This window comes from Paraoerskovia sediminicola (genome assembly GCF_030296575.1).
In the GTDB taxonomy this organism is placed as follows: domain Bacteria; phylum Actinomycetota; class Actinomycetes; order Actinomycetales; family Cellulomonadaceae; genus Paraoerskovia; species Paraoerskovia sediminicola.
The window spans coordinates 1,413,827-1,431,850 of the sequence record NZ_AP027729.1 but is presented as its reverse complement, the minus strand read 5'-3'; the positions used below and the strand labels follow the sequence as shown (position 1 = coordinate 1,431,850).

Below are 18,024 nucleotides of genomic sequence, written 5' to 3'. Positions count from 1 at the left end.
GTTCAGCCACAGATCAGCACCGAGGGGTCATCGACCCTCCCGACAGGAGCACACGTGCCCGAGTCCAAGCGCCGCAAGAAGAAGTCCGCGTCGACGGAGCCGCAGACCTACAAGCCGGAGTCGAGCAACCCTCGCTGGCTCGTGCCGACGATGCTCAGCCTGATGGTGGCGGGCCTCGCGTGGATCGTGCTGTTCTACCTGACGAGCGGCCGCGCCGACCTGCCCCTGCCGTTCCTCGGGCAGTGGAACCTCGCTGTGGGCTTCGCCCTGATCATCGCTGGGTTCAGCCTCACGACGCGCTGGAAGTAGCCGCCACCCCGGGTGTCGAACGGCGCAGGGTGCGCCCGCATCGCCGTCCACACCCCTGTGGGAAAGTTATCCCCACCGGTGGACAGTGGTGTGGATAACTACACGCGTGTAACTAGCCGAGCAGGCCCAGGACCGGCCCGACGGTGCTGTACTTCCACATCGACAGCCCGATCAGGATCGCCATCGTGACCACGGGGACGAGCCACACGAAGGTCTGGCGCATGCTGCGCGGCGCGTAGGCATAGGCAGCGCCGACCGCCATCCCGACGATCAGCCCCCCGACGTGCGCCTGCCAGGCGATGCCCCCGACGAAGAACGGGATCGCCATGTTGATGGCGACGAGCACGAGGATCTGGGTCGCGTTGCGGCCAAGCCTGCGCATGAGCAGGAAGATGGCGCCGAAGAGGCCGAACACCGCGCCGGACGCACCCACGACGCCTTGCGTCCACCCTCCGCCCGGCTCCGGGCTGGCGAGGAGCAGCACCCCCACCTGACCACCGACCGCGGCGAGCAGGTACAGCGACGCGAACCGCACACGGCCGAGCGCCTGCTCGAGGAACGGACCGACGAGCCAGAGCGCGTACATGTTGAACAGGATGTGCAGCGGGCTCGTCGAGTGGAGGAACGCGGCGGTGAGGAACCGCCACGGCTCCGACTCCCCCAGGAACGGGGCGAAGACCCACCGCTGCGTCCAGGCTCCGCCGGTGACGAGTTGCAGCACCCAGCTCACCGCGCAGATGCCGATGATCGTCAGCGTGACGACCGGGCGCCCCTGGCGGACCGTGCCGCCGAACACCGTCCGCTGCTGCGGCGCGGTGCGAGCGGCCTCCTGCACGCAGTCGACGCACTGGACGCCCACCGCCGCGGGACGCTGGCACTCCGGGCACGCCGGACGTCCGCAGCGCTGACAGCGGACGTACGACGGCCGGTCGGGGTGCCGAGGGCACACCGGGACCTGAGGTGCCGGTCCGGGCGCCCCGCCAGGGGCGCCCCACGGTGGCTGCGAGATGGTCAGGCCTCGATCGTGACCGACGTGATGGTGATGTCCTCGACCGGGCGGTCGCCCGGGCGCGTCGGCGTGGAGCCGAGCGTGTCCACGACGGCGCGGGAGGCGTCGTCCGCCACCTCACCGAAGATCGTGTGCTTGCCCGTGAGCCACGGCGTCTCGGTCGTGGAGATGAAGAACTGCGAGCCGTTGGTGCCCTCGACCTCGCCCGTGACCGGGTTGCGACGGGAGCCGGCGTTCGCCATGGCGAGCAGGTACTTGCGGTCGAACGCGAGCTCCGGGTGGATCTCGTCGTTGAACGTGTACCCCGGTCCCCCGGTGCCGGTCCCGAGCGGGCAGCCGCCCTGGATCATGAAGTTGTCGATGATGCGGTGGAAGATCAGGCCGTCGTAGAACGGGTCGTTGCGCTCGGCCCCGGTGCGCGGGTCGCTCCAGGACTTCTCGCCCGTGGCGAGGCCCGTGAAGTTGGCGACCGTCTTCGGCGCGTGGTTCGGGAAGAGCTCGATCCGGATGTCACCGGCCGTCGTGTGCAGGGTTGCGAACATGGCGTCATTCTCGCACGCGGCACCCATGTCGATCTCGGCGTGCGCACGTTTCGTGCGCACCTCGACGTGACGAGCGTTCCGAGGCCGTCCTGGCGCCTGCCCGCTTCCGCGCGGGGCGAAACACAGGTGATGGCGCTAGCGAGTGACCTGCGGTGATGGCAGAGTGGGCGTACCAATGATGAGACGACGATCGGGGAGCCCTATGTTCGACCGGATCAAGCGGTCCGCCAGCTCGGCGGGCGACACCCTCGAGGCGGTGGACGCCGAGCGCATCAAGGAGCAGGCCGCCCAGCTCGCCGCAGCCATCCAGGAGGCCGGCACGCACGCCGGACCCGCGGCGAAGCGCCTCGCGGAGCAGGCCCGTGACGCGGCCACCGCAGCCAAGGACTGGACCGCCCCGCGCGCCGAGGCGTTCGTCGCCTGGGCGCAGCCGCAGCTCGAGAAGGCGTGGCAGGACGGCGTCCAGGCCGCCGCACCGAAGATCGAGTCTGCCGCGACCAAGGCGGGGCCGGCGATCGACACCGCGCACGACAAGATCGTCGACGAGTACCTCCCGAAGCTGGTCAGCGCGGTCAACGCCGCCGCAGCGAGCGCTGCCGAGGCCGCCGGTCGCGGTGCCGACTCGGCAGCGGAGTCCGCGAGGCACGCCGCCAAGAAGACCGTGGAGGCCGCGGAGTCGGCGTCCAAGAAGAGCCGCAAGAAGTCGCACAAGGCGCTCTGGACGGTCGTCGCCGTCGGTGCGGCCGGAGCCGCGTACGTGCTCTGGAAGCGCGCGCAGCCTGCGGTCGACCCGTGGGCGGAGCCCGTCGAGGGCGATGCACGCTTCTCGGCCCCGAGCGACACCCGCTCGTCCGTCTCGCAGGCCGCTGACAGCGTGCGCGGAGCCGCCGGAGAGGCCGCTGGTGCGGCCGTCGCGAAGGGCAAGGAGGCCGCGTCCGCAGCAGCGGCCAAGGCCAGCGCAGTCAGCGAGGCGGCGTCCGAGAAGGTCGCCGTCGCAGCCGACGAGGCGAAGGCAGCCACAAAGTCGGCTGCCAGCAAGGCGCGCAAGGCGACCGCACGGACGTCCGCCAAGGCGGAGGCCGCGATCGACGAGGCGGCTGACGAGGTCGCCGACAAGGCGAAGGAGTCGGCCGAGGCCGTCGACGGCGCCGTGGACGAGGCAGCAGCCGACGTCGAGAAGTCGACCAAGAGCTGATCCCCGCGTGCCCGGAGATTCGGGCACGACCGCACGACAGAGCCCGGCATCCCGGTGGAGCACTCTCCCGGCGTGCCGGGCTCCGTCGTTCCGGCGACCGCCACGTACTCGCGCCCGCGCCCTCCCTGCCCCGCGCGGACGCCGCACGCCTACGATGACGCTCATGCGACCTGACGACACCGACATGCCTCTCGTGCTCGATCTCGGCCCGGCGCCGAGGCCCACGGACGGCCCTGCCCTGGCCGAGCGCCTCCACCGGGCGCTGATCACGGCCGCGTCGGACGTCGAGGGCCTCGAGGGGGTCGAAGGAATCCGGGTCACCGCCCTGCTCGAAGGTCCGGACGTGTCACGACTGCGGCTCGACCTGACCGGGGTGCGGGTGCCCCTCCCGCCGGACGACGGGACCACCGGCGGGCACAGCGTCGGCGCGGACCCCACGACGCCGGTCTCGCGCGCCGTCGTGACGGACGCGGCCCGGGAGCCCGGGACGGTCGGCCGTCTCGAGATCACGGCGAACCCGATCGACCTCATGGGCGTCCCCGTCGTCGCCGACATCGAGGGACACCAGCTGCGGTACGCCTGGTTGGACGACTCGGCCGGCCAGGTCCTCGTCGAGCTCGTAGAGCCCGACGACTCCTCCCCCGTCACCGGACACGCGCGACTCTCCGCGGCTCGGGACGACGTCGTCGCCGCGGTGCGGCACGCCGCCACCGACGCCCTGCGTGGCCTCGGTCTTGAGCTGGCGGCGCTGGACGTCGAGCTCACGCAGCCTGCTCGGCGCTCGGTGTCCGTCGTGGCGTCCGCCAAGATCCGCAAGGGGCTGCTCGGGGCGACCGCCCGGCTCACGGGGACCGCGACGATCGACGACTCGATGGTGGCGACCCTCCACGACCTGTCGGTGACGAGCGGCAACCCCCTGGTCGCAGCGGTCCTGGCGACGGTGCGCGGACGCGTGCAGCGGTACGACGGCCGGCGGATCGACCTGTCGACGCAGCTCCCGCCCGGGATGCACCTGACGGACGTGCAGGTCACGGTCGGTGACCAGATCGTGCTGGCAGCGCGACTGGGCTGACGCTCAGCGCTCCTGTGACCACGAGTCACAGAGAGTCACAACAAGTCACCACACGAACAGAGAAGGGTCCTGCCCGGCGTTTCCGCTGGTCAGGAGCCTGATTCTCGGTGGAGCCAGGGGGACTCGAACCCCCAACCCCCTGCTTGCAAAGCAGGTGCGCTACCAATTGCGCCATGGCCCCGGACGGTGCGGACGTCGTCCGCCACCCGGCTACTCGAAGGTGTCGGTGACCTCTGCCCACAGGTCTCGCTCGTCGGCGGACTCCGTGTACTTGCGCCAGACCAGATAGCCGGCGCCGACGGTCAGGAGGACCAGCAGGAGCTTCTTCATCGATTCCCCTTCGTAGTGTCGGGATCGTGGGCCTAAGAGGACTTGAACCTCTGACCTCTTCCTTATCAGGGAAGCGCTCTAACCGTCTGAGCTATAGGCCCGATGCGCTTGCACGCGAGGATGAACGTTACCCGATGGGCAACGTTCATCCCAAACCGATCACTCGTCGGTCAGTGTGAGGTGGATCCCACCGACGATCGCGGCCGTGATGTTGTAGATGAACGCCATGATCGTCGCCAGCGCCGTCATGATCACGAGGTTGACGATCGCGATCAGCGCGGAGAGCGAGATGACCCGGCTGAACTCCACGTACTGGAGCACGTTCACGTTGTTCGACTCGGTGCCGATGATGTCGCGGATCAGCTGGTCGATCTGGGTGAAGACGCCGAGCTCGTTGACGACGCCCCACAGGACCGCCGTCGCGACCACCATCATGATGCCGACCGCGAACGACAGGATGAACGCCAGCTTCATGACCGACCACGGGTCGACCCGCGAGACCACGAGGCGGACGCGGCGCAGGCCCGGGTCGTCGGTGCCGGCGGGCGCGGGCGAGGCCGGGGAGCGGTCTGCTGCGTGGCACCCGTCTGCTGAGCCGCCGTGGCCTGCGCGGACGGTGCTCCCGCCTTCGCGGTCGACGCCGCACCGACCGGCGCCGTCGTCCCGCTGAGCCCCCGGCCTGGAACCGGGGTCCGTTCGCCTGGGCCGGCGGGATCGTGCCGGGGGCCTGGGCAGAGGTCGCCGAGGACGGCTCGTCGTCGTCGCCCTTGCCCGCGGCGACCGCGGACACGCTGGACACGCGCTTGCGGGCGGCGCGGGCAGCCGTGAGCGCGGCAGCCGCAGCCTTCGCGGCGCCGCCGCGCACGCCCGACGTCGACCCCGGGGTACCCGACTCCGAGCTCTCGCTCGAGGTCTGCCCCGTGGGCGGCTCGGTGGAGTTCTTTGCACCCGTGTCCTTGGACAGCGCGGCTTTGGCCCCGGCGGACGACGGAGCAGCCGGACGGGCGGCCTTGCCGCCCTGGGCGGCGGGCTTGCCACCGGCGGGCTGGCCACCGGCGGGCTTCGCCCCGGTCGGGGCGGACTTGACCGGCGCGAACGACGGGATGGCCTTGACGGGTCCCGCCGGCGACCCGGCGGGCTTGCCGCCGGTTCCCGACGTCCCGTTCGTCCCTGACGACCCCTTCGCGCCCGAAGCCTTCGCACCCGAAGCCGGCGGCGCGGGTGGCGGTGGCACCGCGGTGGAGCCGTTGGCCGGTGAACTCTTGCGCGCCTGTGCACCGCTGTCGTTCGCGCTCATCGTCTACGCCTCCTCGGTCGTCCCGGCGGGCTCGTCCGCCGCCGCTGCGGTGTCGCTCGGCTCGGCGCTCACCTCATCCTCGCTCACGCTATCGCCATCCGCCGCGAGCTGACGTTCGACGTTCCGGGCGACGGCGATGATCCGGTCGCCCTTGCCGGGCTTGGCGAACGTGACGCCCTGGGTGTTACGCCCGGTGAGGTTCACCTCCGCGACGGCAGACCTGACGATCTTGCCGTTGCCCATGATCACGAGGACCTCGTCGTCGCCCTCCGTGATCAGTGCCGCGACCAGGTTCCCGCGGGCCTCCACGAGGTTGGCCACCTTGATCCCGAGGCCACCACGTCCTTGGACGCGGTACTCGTCGATGTCGGTGCGCTTCGCAAAACCGCCCTCGGTGACCACGAACAGGTGAGAGCCCGGCACCACGACGTCCGCCGAGAGCAGCTCGTCGTCGTCCCGGAACTTCATGCCGGTGACGCCGGAGGTCGATCGGCCGAGCGGCCGCATCGCGTCGTCGTCGGCGTGGAACCTGATGGACTGACCCTTGCGCGAGACGAGGATCATGTCGTCGTCCGCGTCCACGAGGCGCGCGGAGACGAGCTCGTCGATCACGCCGTCGTCGTCCGTGCGCAGGTTGATGGCGATGAGACCGCCGGTACGCGGGGAGTTGTACTCCTCGAGCCGCGTCTTCTTCACGAGACCACGGCGCGTGGCCAGGACCAGGTAGTCGGCCGCGTCGTAGTCGCGCATGCTCAGGACCTGGGCGATGTGCTCGTCCGGCTGGAACGCGAGCAGGTTCGCGACGTGCTGCCCCTTCGCGTCGCGGCCACCCTCGGGGAGCTCGTACGCCTTCGCCCGGTATACGCGACCGAGGTTCGTGAAGAACAGCAGCCAGTGGTGCGTCGTGGTGACGAAGAACTGGTCCACGAGGTCGTCCTCGCGCAGGTTCGCGCCACGGACACCCTTACCGCCGCGCCGCTGCGCTCTGTAGGCGTCGCTGCGGGTGCGCTTGACGTACCCACCACGGGTGATCGTGACGACGACCTCCTCCTCGGCGATGAGGTCCTCCATGGAGACGTCGCCGTCGTAGGGGAGGATCGTCGTCCGACGCTCGTCGCCGTACCGGGAGACGATCTCGTCCATCTCGTCGCCGACGATCTGGCGCTGCCGCTGCGGCGACGCCAGGATCTCCTGGTACTCGGCGATCTCGCGGGCGAGCTTGTCGTGCTCGTCGATGATCTGCTGGCGCTGGAGCGCCGCGAGCCGGCGGAGCTGCATGTTGAGGATCGCGGTCGCCTGGAGCTCGTCGATCGCGAGGAGGTCCATCAGCCCCGTGCGCGCCTGGTCGGCGTCGGGGGAGCGGCGGATCAGGGCGATGACCTCGTCGAGGGCGTCGAGAGCCTTCAGGTAGCCGCGGAAGATGTGGATCGACTTCTCGGCCTCGCGCAGCAGGTAGGCCGTGCGGCGCACGACGACGTCGATCTGGTGCGTCGTCCAGTGCCGGATGAACGCGTCCAGGCTGAGCGTGCGGGGCACGCCGTCGACCAGCGCGAGCATGTTCGCGCCGAAGTTGTCCTGGAGCTGCGTGTGCTTGTACAGGTTGTTGAGGACGACCTTCGCGACGGCGTCGCGCTTGAGCACGATCACGAGGCGCTGGCCGGTGCGACCGGACGTCTCGTCGCGGATGTCCGCGATGCCCTGCATCCGCCCGTCCTTGACGAGGTCGGCGATCTTCAGGGCGAGGTTGTCCGGGTTGACCTGGTACGGGAGCTCGGTGATGACGAGGCAGATCCGGTTCTGGATCTCCTCGACGTTGACCACGGCGCGCATCGTGATCGAGCCTCGGCCCGTCCGGTACGCCTCCTCGATCCCCTTGTGGCCGAGGATCGTCGCGCCCGTCGGGAAGTCCGGCCCCTTGATGCGCTGCAGCAGCGCCTCGAGGAGGTCCTCGCGGCTCGCCTCCGGGTGCGCGAGGTGCCAGCGGACGCCCTCCGCGACCTCGCGCAGGTTGTGGGGCGGGATGTTCGTGGCCATGCCGACCGCGATGCCCGCCGAGCCGTTGACCAGCAGGTTCGGGAACCTGGAGGGCAGGATCAGGGGTTCCTGGGTGCGACCGTCGTAGTTGTCGCCGAAGTCGACGGTGTCCTTGTCGATGTCGCGGACCATCTCCATGGCCAGCGGCGCCATGCGGCACTCGGTGTATCGAGGCGCTGCCGCGGGGTCGTTGCCGGGGGAGCCGAAGTTCCCCTGGCCGGCGACGAGCGGGTAGCGCATCGACCAGTCCTGCACCAGGCGCACGAGCGCGTCGTAGATCGCCGAGTCACCGTGCGGGTGGAACTTTCCCATGACGTCGCCGACGACGCGGCTGCACTTCGAGTACGAGCGGTCGGGGCGGTAGCCGCCGTCGTACATCGCGTACAGGACGCGCCGGTGCACCGGCTTGAGCCCGTCCCGGACCTCCGGCAGCGCGCGACCCACGATGACGCTCATCGCGTAGTCCAGGTAGGACCGCTGCATCTCGAGCTGCAGGTCCACCGGCTCGACTCGGCCGTGCTGGACGGCCAGCGCCGCCGCAGCCTCCACGGCAGCCTCGCCCGTGGGGACGGGCGTGCCGTCCGCCGTCGTGTCGTCCGGTCCCTGCGGGGGAGTCTCGTCGCTCACCGTCTACCTCGTCCTGTCTGTCGTACGTCTCAAGAAGTTCGTGCGCTCCCACGCAGGGCTAGATGTCCAAGAACCGCACGTCCTTGGCGTTGCGCTGGATGAAGCTGCGTCGCGACTCGACGTCCTCGCCCATCAGCACCGCGAAGATCTCGTCCGCGGCGGCGCCGTCGTCCATCGTGACCTGCAGCAGCGTCCGGTGCTCGGGGTCCATCGTGGTGTCCCACAGCTCCGAGTAGTCCATCTCGCCGAGACCCTTGTAGCGCTGGATCCCGTTGTCCTTGGGGATCTTCTTGCCCTCGGCGTGACCGGCCGCGAGGAACACGTCGCGCTCCTTGTCGGTGTACACGTAGTCGTGCGGCGCGTTGGACCACTTGAGCCGGTACAGCGGCGGCTGCGCGAGGTACACGTGCCCGTGCTCGATGAGCGGTCGCATGTAGCGGAACAGCAGGGTGAGCAGGAGGGTGCTGATGTGCTGGCCGTCCACGTCGGCGTCGGCCATCAGCACGATCTTGTGGTACCTGAGCTTCGAGATGTCGAAGTCCTCGCCGATCCCGGTACCGAAGGCCGTGATGAGCGCCTGGACCTCCTGGTTGCCGAGCGCCTTGTCGAGGCGCGCCCGCTCCACGTTGAGGATCTTGCCGCGGATCGGGAGGATCGCCTGGACCCTGGGGTTGCGGCCGCGGACAGCGGAACCGCCGGCGGAGTCACCCTCGACGATGTAGACCTCGCACTCCTCGGGGTTGTTCGACTGGCAGTCCCGGAGCTTGCCGGGCATGCCCCCGGACTCGAGGAGGCCCTTGCGGCGCGTCGCCTCACGGGCCTTGCGGGCGGCCATGCGCGCCTGCGACGCCTGGATGGCCTTGCGGATGATGTCGCGGGCCTCGTTCGGGTGCGAGTCGAACCAGTCGGTGAGGCGCTCACGGACGATGCGCTGGACGAAGGTCTTGGCCTCGGTGTTGCCGAGCTTCGTCTTGGTCTGGCCCTCGAACTGCGGCTCGGCGAGCTTGACGGAGATGACGGCCGTCAGGCCCTCGCGGATGTCGTCGCCCGTGAGGTTGTCGTCCTTCTCCTTGAGGATCCCTTTGTCCCGCGCGTAGCTGTTGACCAGCGACGTCATCGCGGAACGGAAGCCCTCCTCGTGGGTGCCGCCCTCGGTCGTCGAGATCGTGTTGGCGTAGGTGTGGACGGACTCGGAGTAGGCGCTCGTCCACTGGAGGGCGATCTCTGCGGAGATCTTGCGGCTGTCGTCCTCGGACTCGAAGTCGATGATCTCGGCGTGCACCAGGTCGACCTTCTTCGCCGAGTTCAGGTGCTCGACGTAGTCCACCAGGCCGCCGTCGTACTTGTACGAGACGACCCTGGCCTTGTGTACGGCGGTTTCGTCCGTCGTCTCGTCGCCTGCGACCTCGTCGTCGGTGTCGAGGTGCTCGATCCGCTCGTCCGTCAGGGTGATGCGCAGCCCCTTGTTGAGGAAGCACATCTGCTGGAACCGCGCACGCAGCGTCTCGAAGTCGTAGACGGTGGTCTCGAAGATCGTCCCGTCGGCCCAGAACGTCTGCGTCGTGCCGGTCTCCGTGGTCGCCGCGCCCTGGACGAGCGTCGTCACCGGCTTGCCGCCCTCGGCGAACTCCTGCCGCCAGACGTGCCCGTCGCGGCTCACCTCGGTGACCACGCGTGCCGAGAGCGCGTTCACGACCGAGATGCCGACGCCGTGGAGCCCACCCGAGACCGCGTACCCGCCGCCGCCGAACTTCCCGCCGGCGTGGAGGATCGTCATGACGACCTCGACGGTCGGCTTGCCCTCCGTCGGGTGGATCGCGACGGGGATCCCACGACCGTTGTCCGAGACCCGTACACCGCCGTCTGCGAGAAGTGTCACATCGATCGTGTCGGCGTGGCCGGCAAGGGCCTCGTCCACAGAGTTGTCCACAACCTCGTACACCAGGTGGTGGAGCCCACGTTCACCGGTCGAGCCGATGTACATCCCCGGACGCTTCCGCACGGCCTCGAGGCCCTCGAGCACGGTGATGTTGCTCGCCTCGTACCCGGAACCACCGGGTGCCGCCACCGCAGGAGCGAGGTCCCCCGCGTCGTCGGGCGTCACGTCCGGGGTGTCGGACGGCGCGGGAACGTTGGGGTTGTCGTGTTCTGCCACGGGGTGGAGAGCTCCTCGTCATCGCGGACTGCCTCGTCGGAAGTGTCCGCACGGATCACGGTCCCGGCAGCGCACGACCGCTGGCGACCACCGCGGGGCGGTGAGCCTGGGCGGTGGAGCGAGTGCCGGACTGACCTGTCCATACTACCCGGAAACCCAGGATTTCTAGGGATCTGCGGGCCCCTCCACAGCACTTCTCCACAGGTTGCACCAGGCTCCGTCGGCATGGTCTGTACAACCGCCGCGGGTCAGCCCCAGGTGTCGCGCGGTCCCCGCCCGCGCACCGTCCGGGGACCCCGTCGGAACGAGTGCCCGACCGGGCCGAGCACCGTCACCGACGACACGACGCCGTCCCCCACCTCCTGCGCGAGACGCTCGAGGAGCCGCGGCACGAGAATCTTCACCTGGGTCGCCCACGCGGTCGAGTCGGCTCGCACGACCAGGACGCCCGCGTCGAACGACTCCGGCTCGCAGTGGTCCGCGACCTGGTCGCCGACGACCTCGCGCCACCGACCGATCACGCCACCGACCGTGACGTCGGGGGTCCACCCACGATGGCTGAGGAAGTTCGTCACGACGTCCCCGAAGAGCTGGGGGTCCCGCGCTCCGGGACCGGTGGCGCGAGGCCCGTCGGCGAGCGGGTTCGGCGCCCGCTTCCCGGGCCTCAGGCCCTTGGCCCGCGCCGCCGCACGCGCCCGGTCGAGGGCCTGTCGCGCGACGACGGCCGGGGAGTGAGCTCGATCCGGTCACCCACGGGCGTCGACTCGGCAGGTCCCGACACTCCCTGCTCGTCCGACTCCGTGGGCTCGTCCTGCCGTGTCACGTCGCTCTCGTCCGCGTCATCCGGGCTCACGGACCACCGTCCCCGTCGAGACCTCGAACCGCGCTCCGGCGAGGATCGCCGGGATGTCCTCGCCCACCGCGGCCGTGATGAGAACCTGCCCGGCGTCGGCAACGAGTGCCGCGAGCCGTTCTCGCCGCCGCGCGTCGAGCTCGGCGAAGACGTCGTCGAGCACGAGGACGGGTTCACCGTCGGGACCCCAGTCGGCGGCACCCGCCAGCAGGACCAGCTCGTCCGGCACCCCGGTCGTCATCACCCGGTAGGAGGCGAGCCGCAGGGCGAGAGCGAAGGACCACGACTCCCCGTGGCTGGCATATCCCTTCGCGGGCAGGTCCGCGAGCGTCAGCACGAGGTCGTCCCGGTGCGGACCGACCAGCGTCACGCCCCGCTCGAGCTCCCTGCCGCGTTGCTCGGCCAGCGCCTGCCGCAGCCGACCTTCGATCCCGAGCGGCTGTGTCTCGGGCCCTTCGGCCGGGTCGTCAGACCTCTCGGCCAGGCTCTCCGCGATCTCGCCGAGCACGTCGTCGACCGAGGAGCGATAGACCATCCGGGCGTCACCCTGCGACCCGCTGAGCTCGGCATATGCCTGGGCCACGTATGGGGTCAGCGCCGCGACGACCTCCAGCCGCAAGGCGAGGACCTGCGCGCCCAGACCGGCCAGCCTCTCGTCCCAGACGTCGAGGGTCGCCAGCGCAGATGCCCCCTCGGTGCCGGACGACGGCCCGTCAGCACCGCCGGCCGGTACGTCCGTGGAGGGGTTGCGTCCGCGCCGGCCGCGCCGCGTCCCCGCGCTCTTGAGCAGCGCGTTGCGCTGGCGCAGGACCTTGTCGTAGTCCGCCAGCAACGCTGCGGCCCTCGGCACGAGCAGCACGACCAGTTGGTCGAGGAACCGTCGTCTGCCGTCCGGGTCGCCCTTGACCAGGGCCAGGTCCTCGGGCGCGAAGAGCACCGTGCGCACGATCCCGAGGACGTCACGGGCCCGGCCGGGGGACCCACGGTTGATCCGCGCGCGGTTCGCCCTGCCGGGGGAGACCTCGACCTCGACCGTCTGCGCCCGGTCGCCGCGCACGACCCGGGCGCGCACGATCCCGCGGTCCGCACCGGCCCGCACCAGCGCGGCGTCGGTCGAGACGCGGTGGCTCCCCAGGGTGGCCAGGTAGCCGGCAGCCTCGACGAGGTTGGTCTTGCCCTGCCCGTTGGGACCGACGAACGTGTTGATCCCCGGGTCGAGCTCGACGTCGACCGAGGCGTAGGAGCGGAAGTCGACCAGGGACAGGTGGGAAAGGTGCATCAGCGTGCAGCGGAACGCCGGTGCACAGGTCAGCCGTCGGCGGAGGGCTTCGTGGCGTGCCCCCGAACTGCTGACGCAGCGCGGCGACGGCCTTCATCGCGGGGGAGGCCCCCTGCCGTGAGGCGAACCGGGCGAACAGAGCCGCCGAGATCACCGGGACGGGGACGGCGCTGTCGATGGCCTCGTCGACGGTCCACCGGCCCTCGCCGGAGTCCTCGACCCAGTCGCTGATGTCGTTCAGCCCCGGGTCCTGCTCCAGAGCCAGGACGAGGAGGTCCAGGAGCCACGACCGCACGACGGTCCCGCGGGACCAGGCCTTGAGGGTGCCCGGCACGTCGGTCACGATGTCCTTGGCCTCGAGCAGCTCGAAGCCCTCGGCGTACGCCTGCATGAGGCCGTACTCGATGCCGTTGTGCACCATCTTCGCGTAGTGGCCGGCACCGACCTCGCCGGCGTGGACGAACCCCTCCTCGCGCGGACCGTCCGGGCGAAGGGCGTCGAAGACCGGGAGAGTCGCCTCGACGTGCTCCGGGGACCCACCGACCATGAGCCCGTAGCCGTTCTCCAGACCCCAGATGCCTCCGGAGACGCCGGCGTCCACGTACCCGATGCCGCGCTCGGCGAGCTGCTTCGCGTGGACTGCGTCGTCGCCGAAGTGCGAGTTCCCGCCCTCGATCACGACGTCACCGGCAACCAGGAGGTCGGTCAGCTCGTCGACGACCCCACGGGTCGGCGCACCGGACGGGACCATGACCCACACGATCCTGGTGCCCTCGGGAAGGCTCGCGACCATCTCGGCCACCGAACCGGCGTCCGACACCTCAGGGTTGCGGTCGTACCCGGTGACCTCGATCCCGGCGCGACGCAGGCGCGTACGCATGTTCGCGCCCATCTTGCCGAGACCGACAAGACCGATGTGGAGTGCGGTGTCCGTCACGATGCTCTCTCCTTCGACAGGACCTGCAGAGGTGCTCAGCCGGCGAACCGGATGGGGACGAGCAGGTAGCGATAGGTCGTGTCGGGTTCGCCGTCGAGCGAGTCCTGACCCATGAACTCGACCGGCTTGTTGGGGTGCGTGAATCCCATGCGGACGAAGTCGGAGCCCAGCGCGCCCAAGCCGTCGAGCAGGAACTGGGGGTTGAAGGCGACGGAGATCTCCTCGCCCTCGAGGACCGCCTCGAGCGCCTCGCTCGCCTGTGCGTCGTCCCCCTGCCCGGCGTCCAGGACGACCTGTCCGTCGCTGAAGGACAGGCGGATCGGGGTGTTGCGCTCGGCGACGAGCGCGACCCGCTTGGCCGCCTCCATGAGGGCGCTCGTCGGGACGACGGCGTGGATCGGCGTCTCGGACGGGAAGAGCCTGCGCACCGGCGGATAGTCGCCGTCGACGAGCTGCGACGTCGTGTGCCGGCCGCCGGCCTCGAACCCGATGAGATCGACCCCGGACCCGGTGCTCAGTGCCACGCTCACGGACGACGAACCCCCGAGGGACTTCGCGACGTCGCTGAGGGTGCGGGCCCGGACGAGCGCGACGGACGAGAAGCCGGGCGCCGCAGGGCTCCAGGTCATCTCACGGAGCGCGAGCCGGTACCGGTCGGTGGCCAGGAGCGTGATGTTCTCGCCCTCGATCTCCATGCGGACGCCCGTGAGCAGCGGGAGCGTGTCGTCCCTGCTCGCCGCGACACCCACCTGCGCGACGGCGCTGGTGAGCTCGTCACCGTCGACCGTGCCCGTGATCTCCGGCATCGTCGGCAGCGCCGGGTAGTCCTCGACCGGCATGGTCAGCAGCGTGAACCGGCTCGCACCGCAGGTCACGACGACCTTGGTCCCGTCGAGGGAGACGTCGACGGGCTTCGCGGGCAGCGCACGGGAGATCTCGGCGAGCAGCCGGCCGGAGACGAGGACCGTGCCCGCCTCACCGACCTCAGCGGGGATCTCCGAGCGTGCCGAGACCTCGTAGTCGAAGCTCGACAGGCTCAGCGAGCCGGCCGTGTCCGCCTCGATCCGGACGCCGGCGAGAACCGGAGCGGGCGGGCGGGTCGGGAGGGTCCGGGCCGTCCACGTCACCGCTTCGGCCAGCACGTCTCGCTCAACCCTGAACTTCATCCCTAGAACCTCTCATCGGCATCGCTCGCACCGGCCAGGACGCACACGCGCACCGGTCTCTCCACACTACGCGAGGACAAGTATGGCCGATCCCGATGACGATCGTCGCCTGCGGACGACGGTTGCCGGCACGGGCCCCGGATCGCGTGACCCCAGGGTGAACCAGTCATGGACAGAGCTCGAACCGTGCCCGTCACCTGGGGGAATGTGCACAGCTGTGTACAGCGCTGTGGATAACTGTGGACGAGCGGCCTCTCGATGTGGACGCACGGTTCCCTCTCGGTGGACGAAGAGTGGACGTCCGGGCGATATCCCCAACCACTGCGACTTCTCCACACCCGGGCCACACCGCCGCGCACAACCAGAAAAGGCCTCTGACCTGCGGCGAGAGGCTCGATCCACAGGTTCCACAGGTGCGATGACGACGACGAACCATCTACCTCGGAGAAATACACACACCTTCATCAGGGGACCGAGGCCGAACGACGCTCAGGGCCTGCGCTGCTGCTTGATCCGGCTGGTCAGCTCTGTGACCTGGTTGTAGGTCGAGCGACGCTCGGCCATCTGGTCAGCGATCTTGCGGTTCGCGTGCATCACCGTGGTGTGGTCCCGACCGCCGAACTGCTGGCCGATCTTCGGCAACGACAGGTCCGTCAGCTCACGGCACAGGTACATCGCGATCTGCCGCGCGGTCACCAGGACGCGTGACCTGGAGCTGCCGCAGAGGTCGTCGATGGTGAGACCGAAGTAACCGGCGGTCTGGGCGATCACGTCTGCCGGCGTGATCTCGGCGGTGTCGTCGTCCGTGATCAGGTCCTTGAGCACGATCTCGGCCAGTGCCAGGTCGACCTGCTGCCGGTTCAGGTTCGCGAACGCGGTGACGCGGATCAGCGCGCCCTCGAGCTCGCGGATGTTCGTCGAGATCCTCGACCCGATGTACGACAGGACGTCGGCCGGCGCAGCCAGGTTCTCGTTCGACGCCTTCTTGCGCAGGATCGCGATGCGGGTCTCGAGGTCCGGCGGCTGGACGTCGGTGATCAGGCCCCACTCGAACCTGGACCGGAGCCGGTCCTCGAAGCCGGCGAGCTGCTTGGGGGCAGGTCCGACGTGATCACGACCTGCTTGTTCGCGTTGTGCAGGGCGTTGAACGTGTGGAAGAACTCCTCCATCGTCTGTTCCTTGCCCTGCAGGAACTGGATGTCGTCGATGAGCAGCACGTCGACATCGCGGTACCGGCGCTGGAAAGAACCCGCCTTGCCCTCACCGATCGAGTTGATGAAGTCGTTCGTGAACTCCTCCGAGTTCACGTACCGCACGCGGACGTGCGGGTACAGGTTGTGCGCGTAGTGACCTATCGCGTGCAGCAGGTGGGTCTTGCCCAGCCCGGAGTCGCCGTAGATGAACAGCGGGTTGTAGGCCTTCGCCGGCGCCTCGGCCACCGCCACGGCCGCCGCGTGGGCGAACCTGTTGGACGCGCCGATGACGAAGGTCTCGAAGACGTACTTCGGGTTCAGTCGGGAGGGCTCCGCCGGTCGCCGGGGTGGCTCCCGGTCCGCGGGCGCCGGGTCCTCGGACGGCGGCCCGTCGGTCCGCAGCTCGTCGGGACCGGGCGCGCGGTCGTCATCGACGTCGCGGGACGGGCCGGACGGCGGGTCCGAGGTGATCTGGGGGTCCACGGTGATCGCGAACCGCACGTCCCTGCCGAGCACCGACGCCATCGCACCCATGAGGTCCTCGCGCACGCTCGTCTCGAGGTAGGAGCGGGTGTGCTCGTGCGAGACGGCGAGGAACATCGTGTCGTCGAGCAGTGCCATCGGCTTGGCGAGGCGGATGTACGCCAGCTGGCGGTTGCTCAGATCAGGGTTCGACTCGAGCGTCGAGATGGTCTGAGCCCAGACCTCGTCCATGGAGTCGTCGACAGACGGCACGTTCGCCTCTTTCGTATCGTTGGGGCGGGGGCGGGGGCGGGGGCGGGGGCGGGGGCGGGGGCGGGGGCGGAGGCAGCGGGGCAGGTCCGGTGCCGGAGTCTGGCACCGCCCGGCCTTTATCCACATAGTTTTCCACAACCTGTGCGATGGGGTGTGCGGTCCGCTGCGTGGTCGCGCGGTCTGTCGCTGCGCATCGGTCAGGTTTGACTTGGCGAGGGCGGACGGCGTAACGTCGTACAGCCGTTCCAGGTGATGTCGCGCGCCCTCATGTCGTGAGAGCTGCGAGGCATGACGCGTGAAGAGCCGAGGCGGGTGCATCGCACCCGTAGCGCGCGCTGACGCGAAGACCAGCCGGAGCGGCACATTATCCGAAGCACAGCATCGTCGGGCAAGACGGTGTCACCCTGACGTTCTTGGAGCACTCGTGAGCAAGCGGACTTTCCAGCCGAACAACCGCCGTCGTTCGAAGACCCACGGCTTCCGGCTGCGGATGCGCACCCGCGCCGGCCGCAGCATCCTCGCGGCTCGTCGTCGCAAGGGTCGCGCCGAGCTCTCGGCCTGAGGTGCTCCCGCCGGCACACCGACTTCGCCGTCCGGAGGACTTCCGCATGACGGTGCGGAGCGGGGTGCGTGCCGGCAGCAGCACGGTCGTCGTACACATGCTCCCGGGCTCGTCCGAGCCCGGGAGCATCGGTGTGTCCAGATTCGGTTTCGTGGTCTCGAAGCAGGTCGGGAACGCCGTGCAGCGCAACGTGGTCCGTCGTCGGCTCAGGGCCGCGGCCTGGGAGCGGCGCGCTCAGTGGCAGCCCGGTTCGAACGTGGTGGTGCGGGCTCTGCCGGCGTCACGCGACGCATCGTTCGAGACCCTCGAGTCCGACCTCGTGCGCACCGTCGAGCGACTGGAGCGTCGCACGCGATCTGCTGATCGGGCGAGCTGATGGAGCGCGTGCAGGAGTCTGCGTCGACGCAGTCGATCCGCGGCCTCCGCCGGGCTCCCGCCCGTGTACTGATTGCCCTGGTGCGTCTGTACCAGCGGTGGATCTCTCCGCTCACGCCGCCCACGTGCAAGTACTACCCGTCCTGTTCGCAGTACGCGGTCACTGCCGTCGGCCGGCACGGTGTGGTCCGGGGGAGCGGCCTCGCGATCTGGCGACTGCTGCGCTGCAACCCGTGGAGCGACGGTGGCGTCGACGACGTGCCGGAGCGTGCGAAAGTACACGAGGGCGACGTGACCTCCACCAGAACTTCTGCCCGCGGTGACGCGGTCGGTCAGCACGTGACAGAAGCTTAG

Annotated in this window: 16 protein-coding genes, 2 tRNA genes and 2 pseudogenes; 7 read left to right on the top strand and 13 right to left on the bottom strand. The window is 69.6% G+C overall.

Going from position 1 to position 18,024, the window contains the following annotated elements; all coding sequences use genetic code 11:
• Positions 1-54: 54 nt before the first annotated feature.
• Complete coding sequence (locus tag QUE47_RS06770; protein ID WP_286219116.1) at positions 55-309, top strand: cell division protein CrgA; 255 nt, start codon at positions 55-57, stop codon at positions 307-309.
• Positions 310-421: 112 nt separating this feature from the next.
• On the opposite strand, the gene QUE47_RS06765 is transcribed toward QUE47_RS06770, so the two are convergent.
• Together QUE47_RS06765 and QUE47_RS06760 are read right to left on the bottom strand one after the other, a co-directional pair.
• The gene (locus QUE47_RS06765; protein WP_434019737.1) at positions 422-1,144 is read right to left on the bottom strand and encodes a rhomboid family intramembrane serine protease; all 723 of its coding nucleotides are present in this window, start codon (positions 1,142-1,144) and stop codon (positions 422-424) included.
• Between the two features lie 176 nt (positions 1,145-1,320).
• Positions 1,321-1,860: a peptidylprolyl isomerase gene (locus tag QUE47_RS06760; protein ID WP_286219115.1), complete on the bottom strand. Its 540-nt coding sequence runs from the start codon at positions 1,858-1,860 to the stop codon at positions 1,321-1,323.
• Between the two features lie 202 nt (positions 1,861-2,062).
• On the opposite strand from QUE47_RS06760, the gene QUE47_RS06755 reads away from it, so the two are divergent.
• Together QUE47_RS06755 and QUE47_RS06750 are read left to right on the top strand one after the other, a co-directional pair.
• On the top strand, positions 2,063-3,055 hold the full coding sequence (locus tag QUE47_RS06755) for a hypothetical protein (protein ID WP_286219114.1): 993 nt from the start codon (positions 2,063-2,065) through the stop codon (positions 3,053-3,055).
• Between the two features lie 163 nt (positions 3,056-3,218).
• On the top strand, positions 3,219-4,127 hold the full coding sequence (locus QUE47_RS06750; RefSeq protein WP_286219113.1) for a hypothetical protein: 909 nt from the start codon (positions 3,219-3,221) through the stop codon (positions 4,125-4,127).
• Between the two features lie 108 nt (positions 4,128-4,235).
• On the opposite strand, the gene QUE47_RS06745 is transcribed toward QUE47_RS06750, so the two are convergent.
• The 4 genes from QUE47_RS06745 to QUE47_RS06730 form a co-directional block, all read right to left on the bottom strand.
• Positions 4,236-4,308 (bottom strand) — tRNA-Ala (locus QUE47_RS06745).
• A 29-nt stretch (positions 4,309-4,337) separates the two neighbouring features.
• Positions 4,338-4,457 (bottom strand): DLW-39 family protein, encoded by a 120-nt coding sequence (locus QUE47_RS06740; RefSeq protein WP_286219112.1) that lies wholly within the window; start codon positions 4,455-4,457, stop codon positions 4,338-4,340.
• Between the two features lie 27 nt (positions 4,458-4,484).
• Positions 4,485-4,558 (bottom strand) — tRNA-Ile (locus QUE47_RS06735).
• 58 nt (positions 4,559-4,616) lie between these two features.
• Positions 4,617-4,931: a DUF3566 domain-containing protein gene (locus QUE47_RS06730; RefSeq protein ID WP_286219111.1), complete on the bottom strand. Its 315-nt coding sequence runs from the start codon at positions 4,929-4,931 to the stop codon at positions 4,617-4,619.
• A 242-nt stretch (positions 4,932-5,173) separates the two neighbouring features.
• On the opposite strand from QUE47_RS06730, the gene QUE47_RS06725 reads away from it, so the two are divergent.
• Positions 5,174-5,866, top strand: a complete 693-nt coding sequence (locus QUE47_RS06725; protein WP_286219110.1) for a hypothetical protein — start codon at positions 5,174-5,176, stop codon at positions 5,864-5,866.
• On the opposite strand, the gene gyrA is transcribed toward QUE47_RS06725, so the two are convergent.
• From gyrA to dnaA, 7 genes and pseudogenes are all read right to left on the bottom strand, one after another.
• On the bottom strand, positions 5,758-8,337 hold the full coding sequence (gene gyrA / locus QUE47_RS06720; protein WP_286219422.1) for a DNA gyrase subunit A: 2,580 nt from the start codon (positions 8,335-8,337) through the stop codon (positions 5,758-5,760). The genes QUE47_RS06725 and gyrA overlap by 109 nt on opposite strands.
• A 136-nt stretch (positions 8,338-8,473) precedes the next feature.
• Entirely contained in the window at positions 8,474-10,519 is a 2,046-nt protein-coding gene (gyrB, locus tag QUE47_RS06715) for a DNA topoisomerase (ATP-hydrolyzing) subunit B (protein WP_434019759.1), read from the bottom strand.
• A 299-nt stretch (positions 10,520-10,818) separates the two neighbouring features.
• A complete protein-coding gene (locus tag QUE47_RS06710; RefSeq protein ID WP_286219109.1) occupies positions 10,819-11,145 on the bottom strand; it encodes a DciA family protein in 327 nt (108 codons plus the stop codon).
• A 264-nt stretch (positions 11,146-11,409) separates the two neighbouring features.
• A complete protein-coding gene (recF, locus tag QUE47_RS06705; RefSeq protein ID WP_286219108.1) occupies positions 11,410-12,702 on the bottom strand; it encodes a DNA replication/repair protein RecF in 1,293 nt (430 codons plus the stop codon).
• Positions 12,703-12,742: 40 nt separating this feature from the next.
• Positions 12,743-13,594, bottom strand: a pseudogene (locus QUE47_RS06700) (NADP(+)-dependent, decarboxylating phosphogluconate dehydrogenase); the annotation flags it as partial.
• Positions 13,595-13,674: 80 nt separating this feature from the next.
• On the bottom strand, positions 13,675-14,805 hold the full coding sequence (dnaN, locus tag QUE47_RS06695) for a DNA polymerase III subunit beta (protein WP_286219107.1): 1,131 nt from the start codon (positions 14,803-14,805) through the stop codon (positions 13,675-13,677).
• A 489-nt stretch (positions 14,806-15,294) separates the two neighbouring features.
• Positions 15,295-16,712, bottom strand: a pseudogene (gene dnaA, locus QUE47_RS06690) (chromosomal replication initiator protein DnaA).
• Between the two features lie 445 nt (positions 16,713-17,157).
• Between dnaA and rpmH the strand changes: the two are divergent.
• The 3 genes from rpmH to yidD are packed head-to-tail and all read left to right on the top strand — an operon-like array spanning position 17,158 to position 18,024.
• A complete protein-coding gene (gene rpmH / locus QUE47_RS06685; RefSeq protein WP_286219106.1) occupies positions 17,158-17,295 on the top strand; it encodes a 50S ribosomal protein L34 in 138 nt (45 codons plus the stop codon).
• 46 nt (positions 17,296-17,341) lie between these two features.
• Positions 17,342-17,671 carry a ribonuclease P protein component gene (gene rnpA, locus QUE47_RS06680; RefSeq protein ID WP_286219105.1) on the top strand — a complete coding sequence of 110 codons (330 nt, stop codon included), beginning with the start codon at positions 17,342-17,344 and terminating at the stop codon, positions 17,669-17,671.
• Positions 17,671-18,024, top strand: a complete 354-nt coding sequence (yidD, locus tag QUE47_RS06675) for a membrane protein insertion efficiency factor YidD (RefSeq protein ID WP_286219104.1) — start codon at positions 17,671-17,673, stop codon at positions 18,022-18,024. The genes rnpA and yidD overlap by 1 nt, the downstream gene beginning before the upstream one ends.

What these genes read in the sequence shown, in the direction of transcription:
- QUE47_RS06730 (WP_286219111.1), bottom strand. Translation starts at nt 4,931, where the DNA reads ATGAAGCTGGCGTTCATCCTGTCGTTCGCGGTCGGCATCATGATGGTG.
- yidD (WP_286219104.1), top strand. Translation starts at nt 17,671, where the DNA reads ATGGAGCGCGTGCAGGAGTCTGCGTCGACGCAGTCGATCCGCGGCCTC.
- QUE47_RS06740 (WP_286219112.1), bottom strand. Translation starts at nt 4,457, where the DNA reads ATGAAGAAGCTCCTGCTGGTCCTCCTGACCGTCGGCGCCGGCTATCTG.
- dnaN (WP_286219107.1), bottom strand. Translation starts at nt 14,805, where the DNA reads ATGAAGTTCAGGGTTGAGCGAGACGTGCTGGCCGAAGCGGTGACGTGG.
- QUE47_RS06755 (WP_286219114.1), top strand. Translation starts at nt 2,063, where the DNA reads ATGTTCGACCGGATCAAGCGGTCCGCCAGCTCGGCGGGCGACACCCTC.
- QUE47_RS06760 (WP_286219115.1), bottom strand. Translation starts at nt 1,860, where the DNA reads ATGTTCGCAACCCTGCACACGACGGCCGGTGACATCCGGATCGAGCTC.
- rnpA (WP_286219105.1), top strand. Translation starts at nt 17,342, where the DNA reads ATGACGGTGCGGAGCGGGGTGCGTGCCGGCAGCAGCACGGTCGTCGTA.
- recF (WP_286219108.1), bottom strand. Translation starts at nt 12,702, where the DNA reads ATGCACCTTTCCCACCTGTCCCTGGTCGACTTCCGCTCCTACGCCTCG.
- QUE47_RS06750 (WP_286219113.1), top strand. Translation starts at nt 3,219, where the DNA reads ATGCGACCTGACGACACCGACATGCCTCTCGTGCTCGATCTCGGCCCG.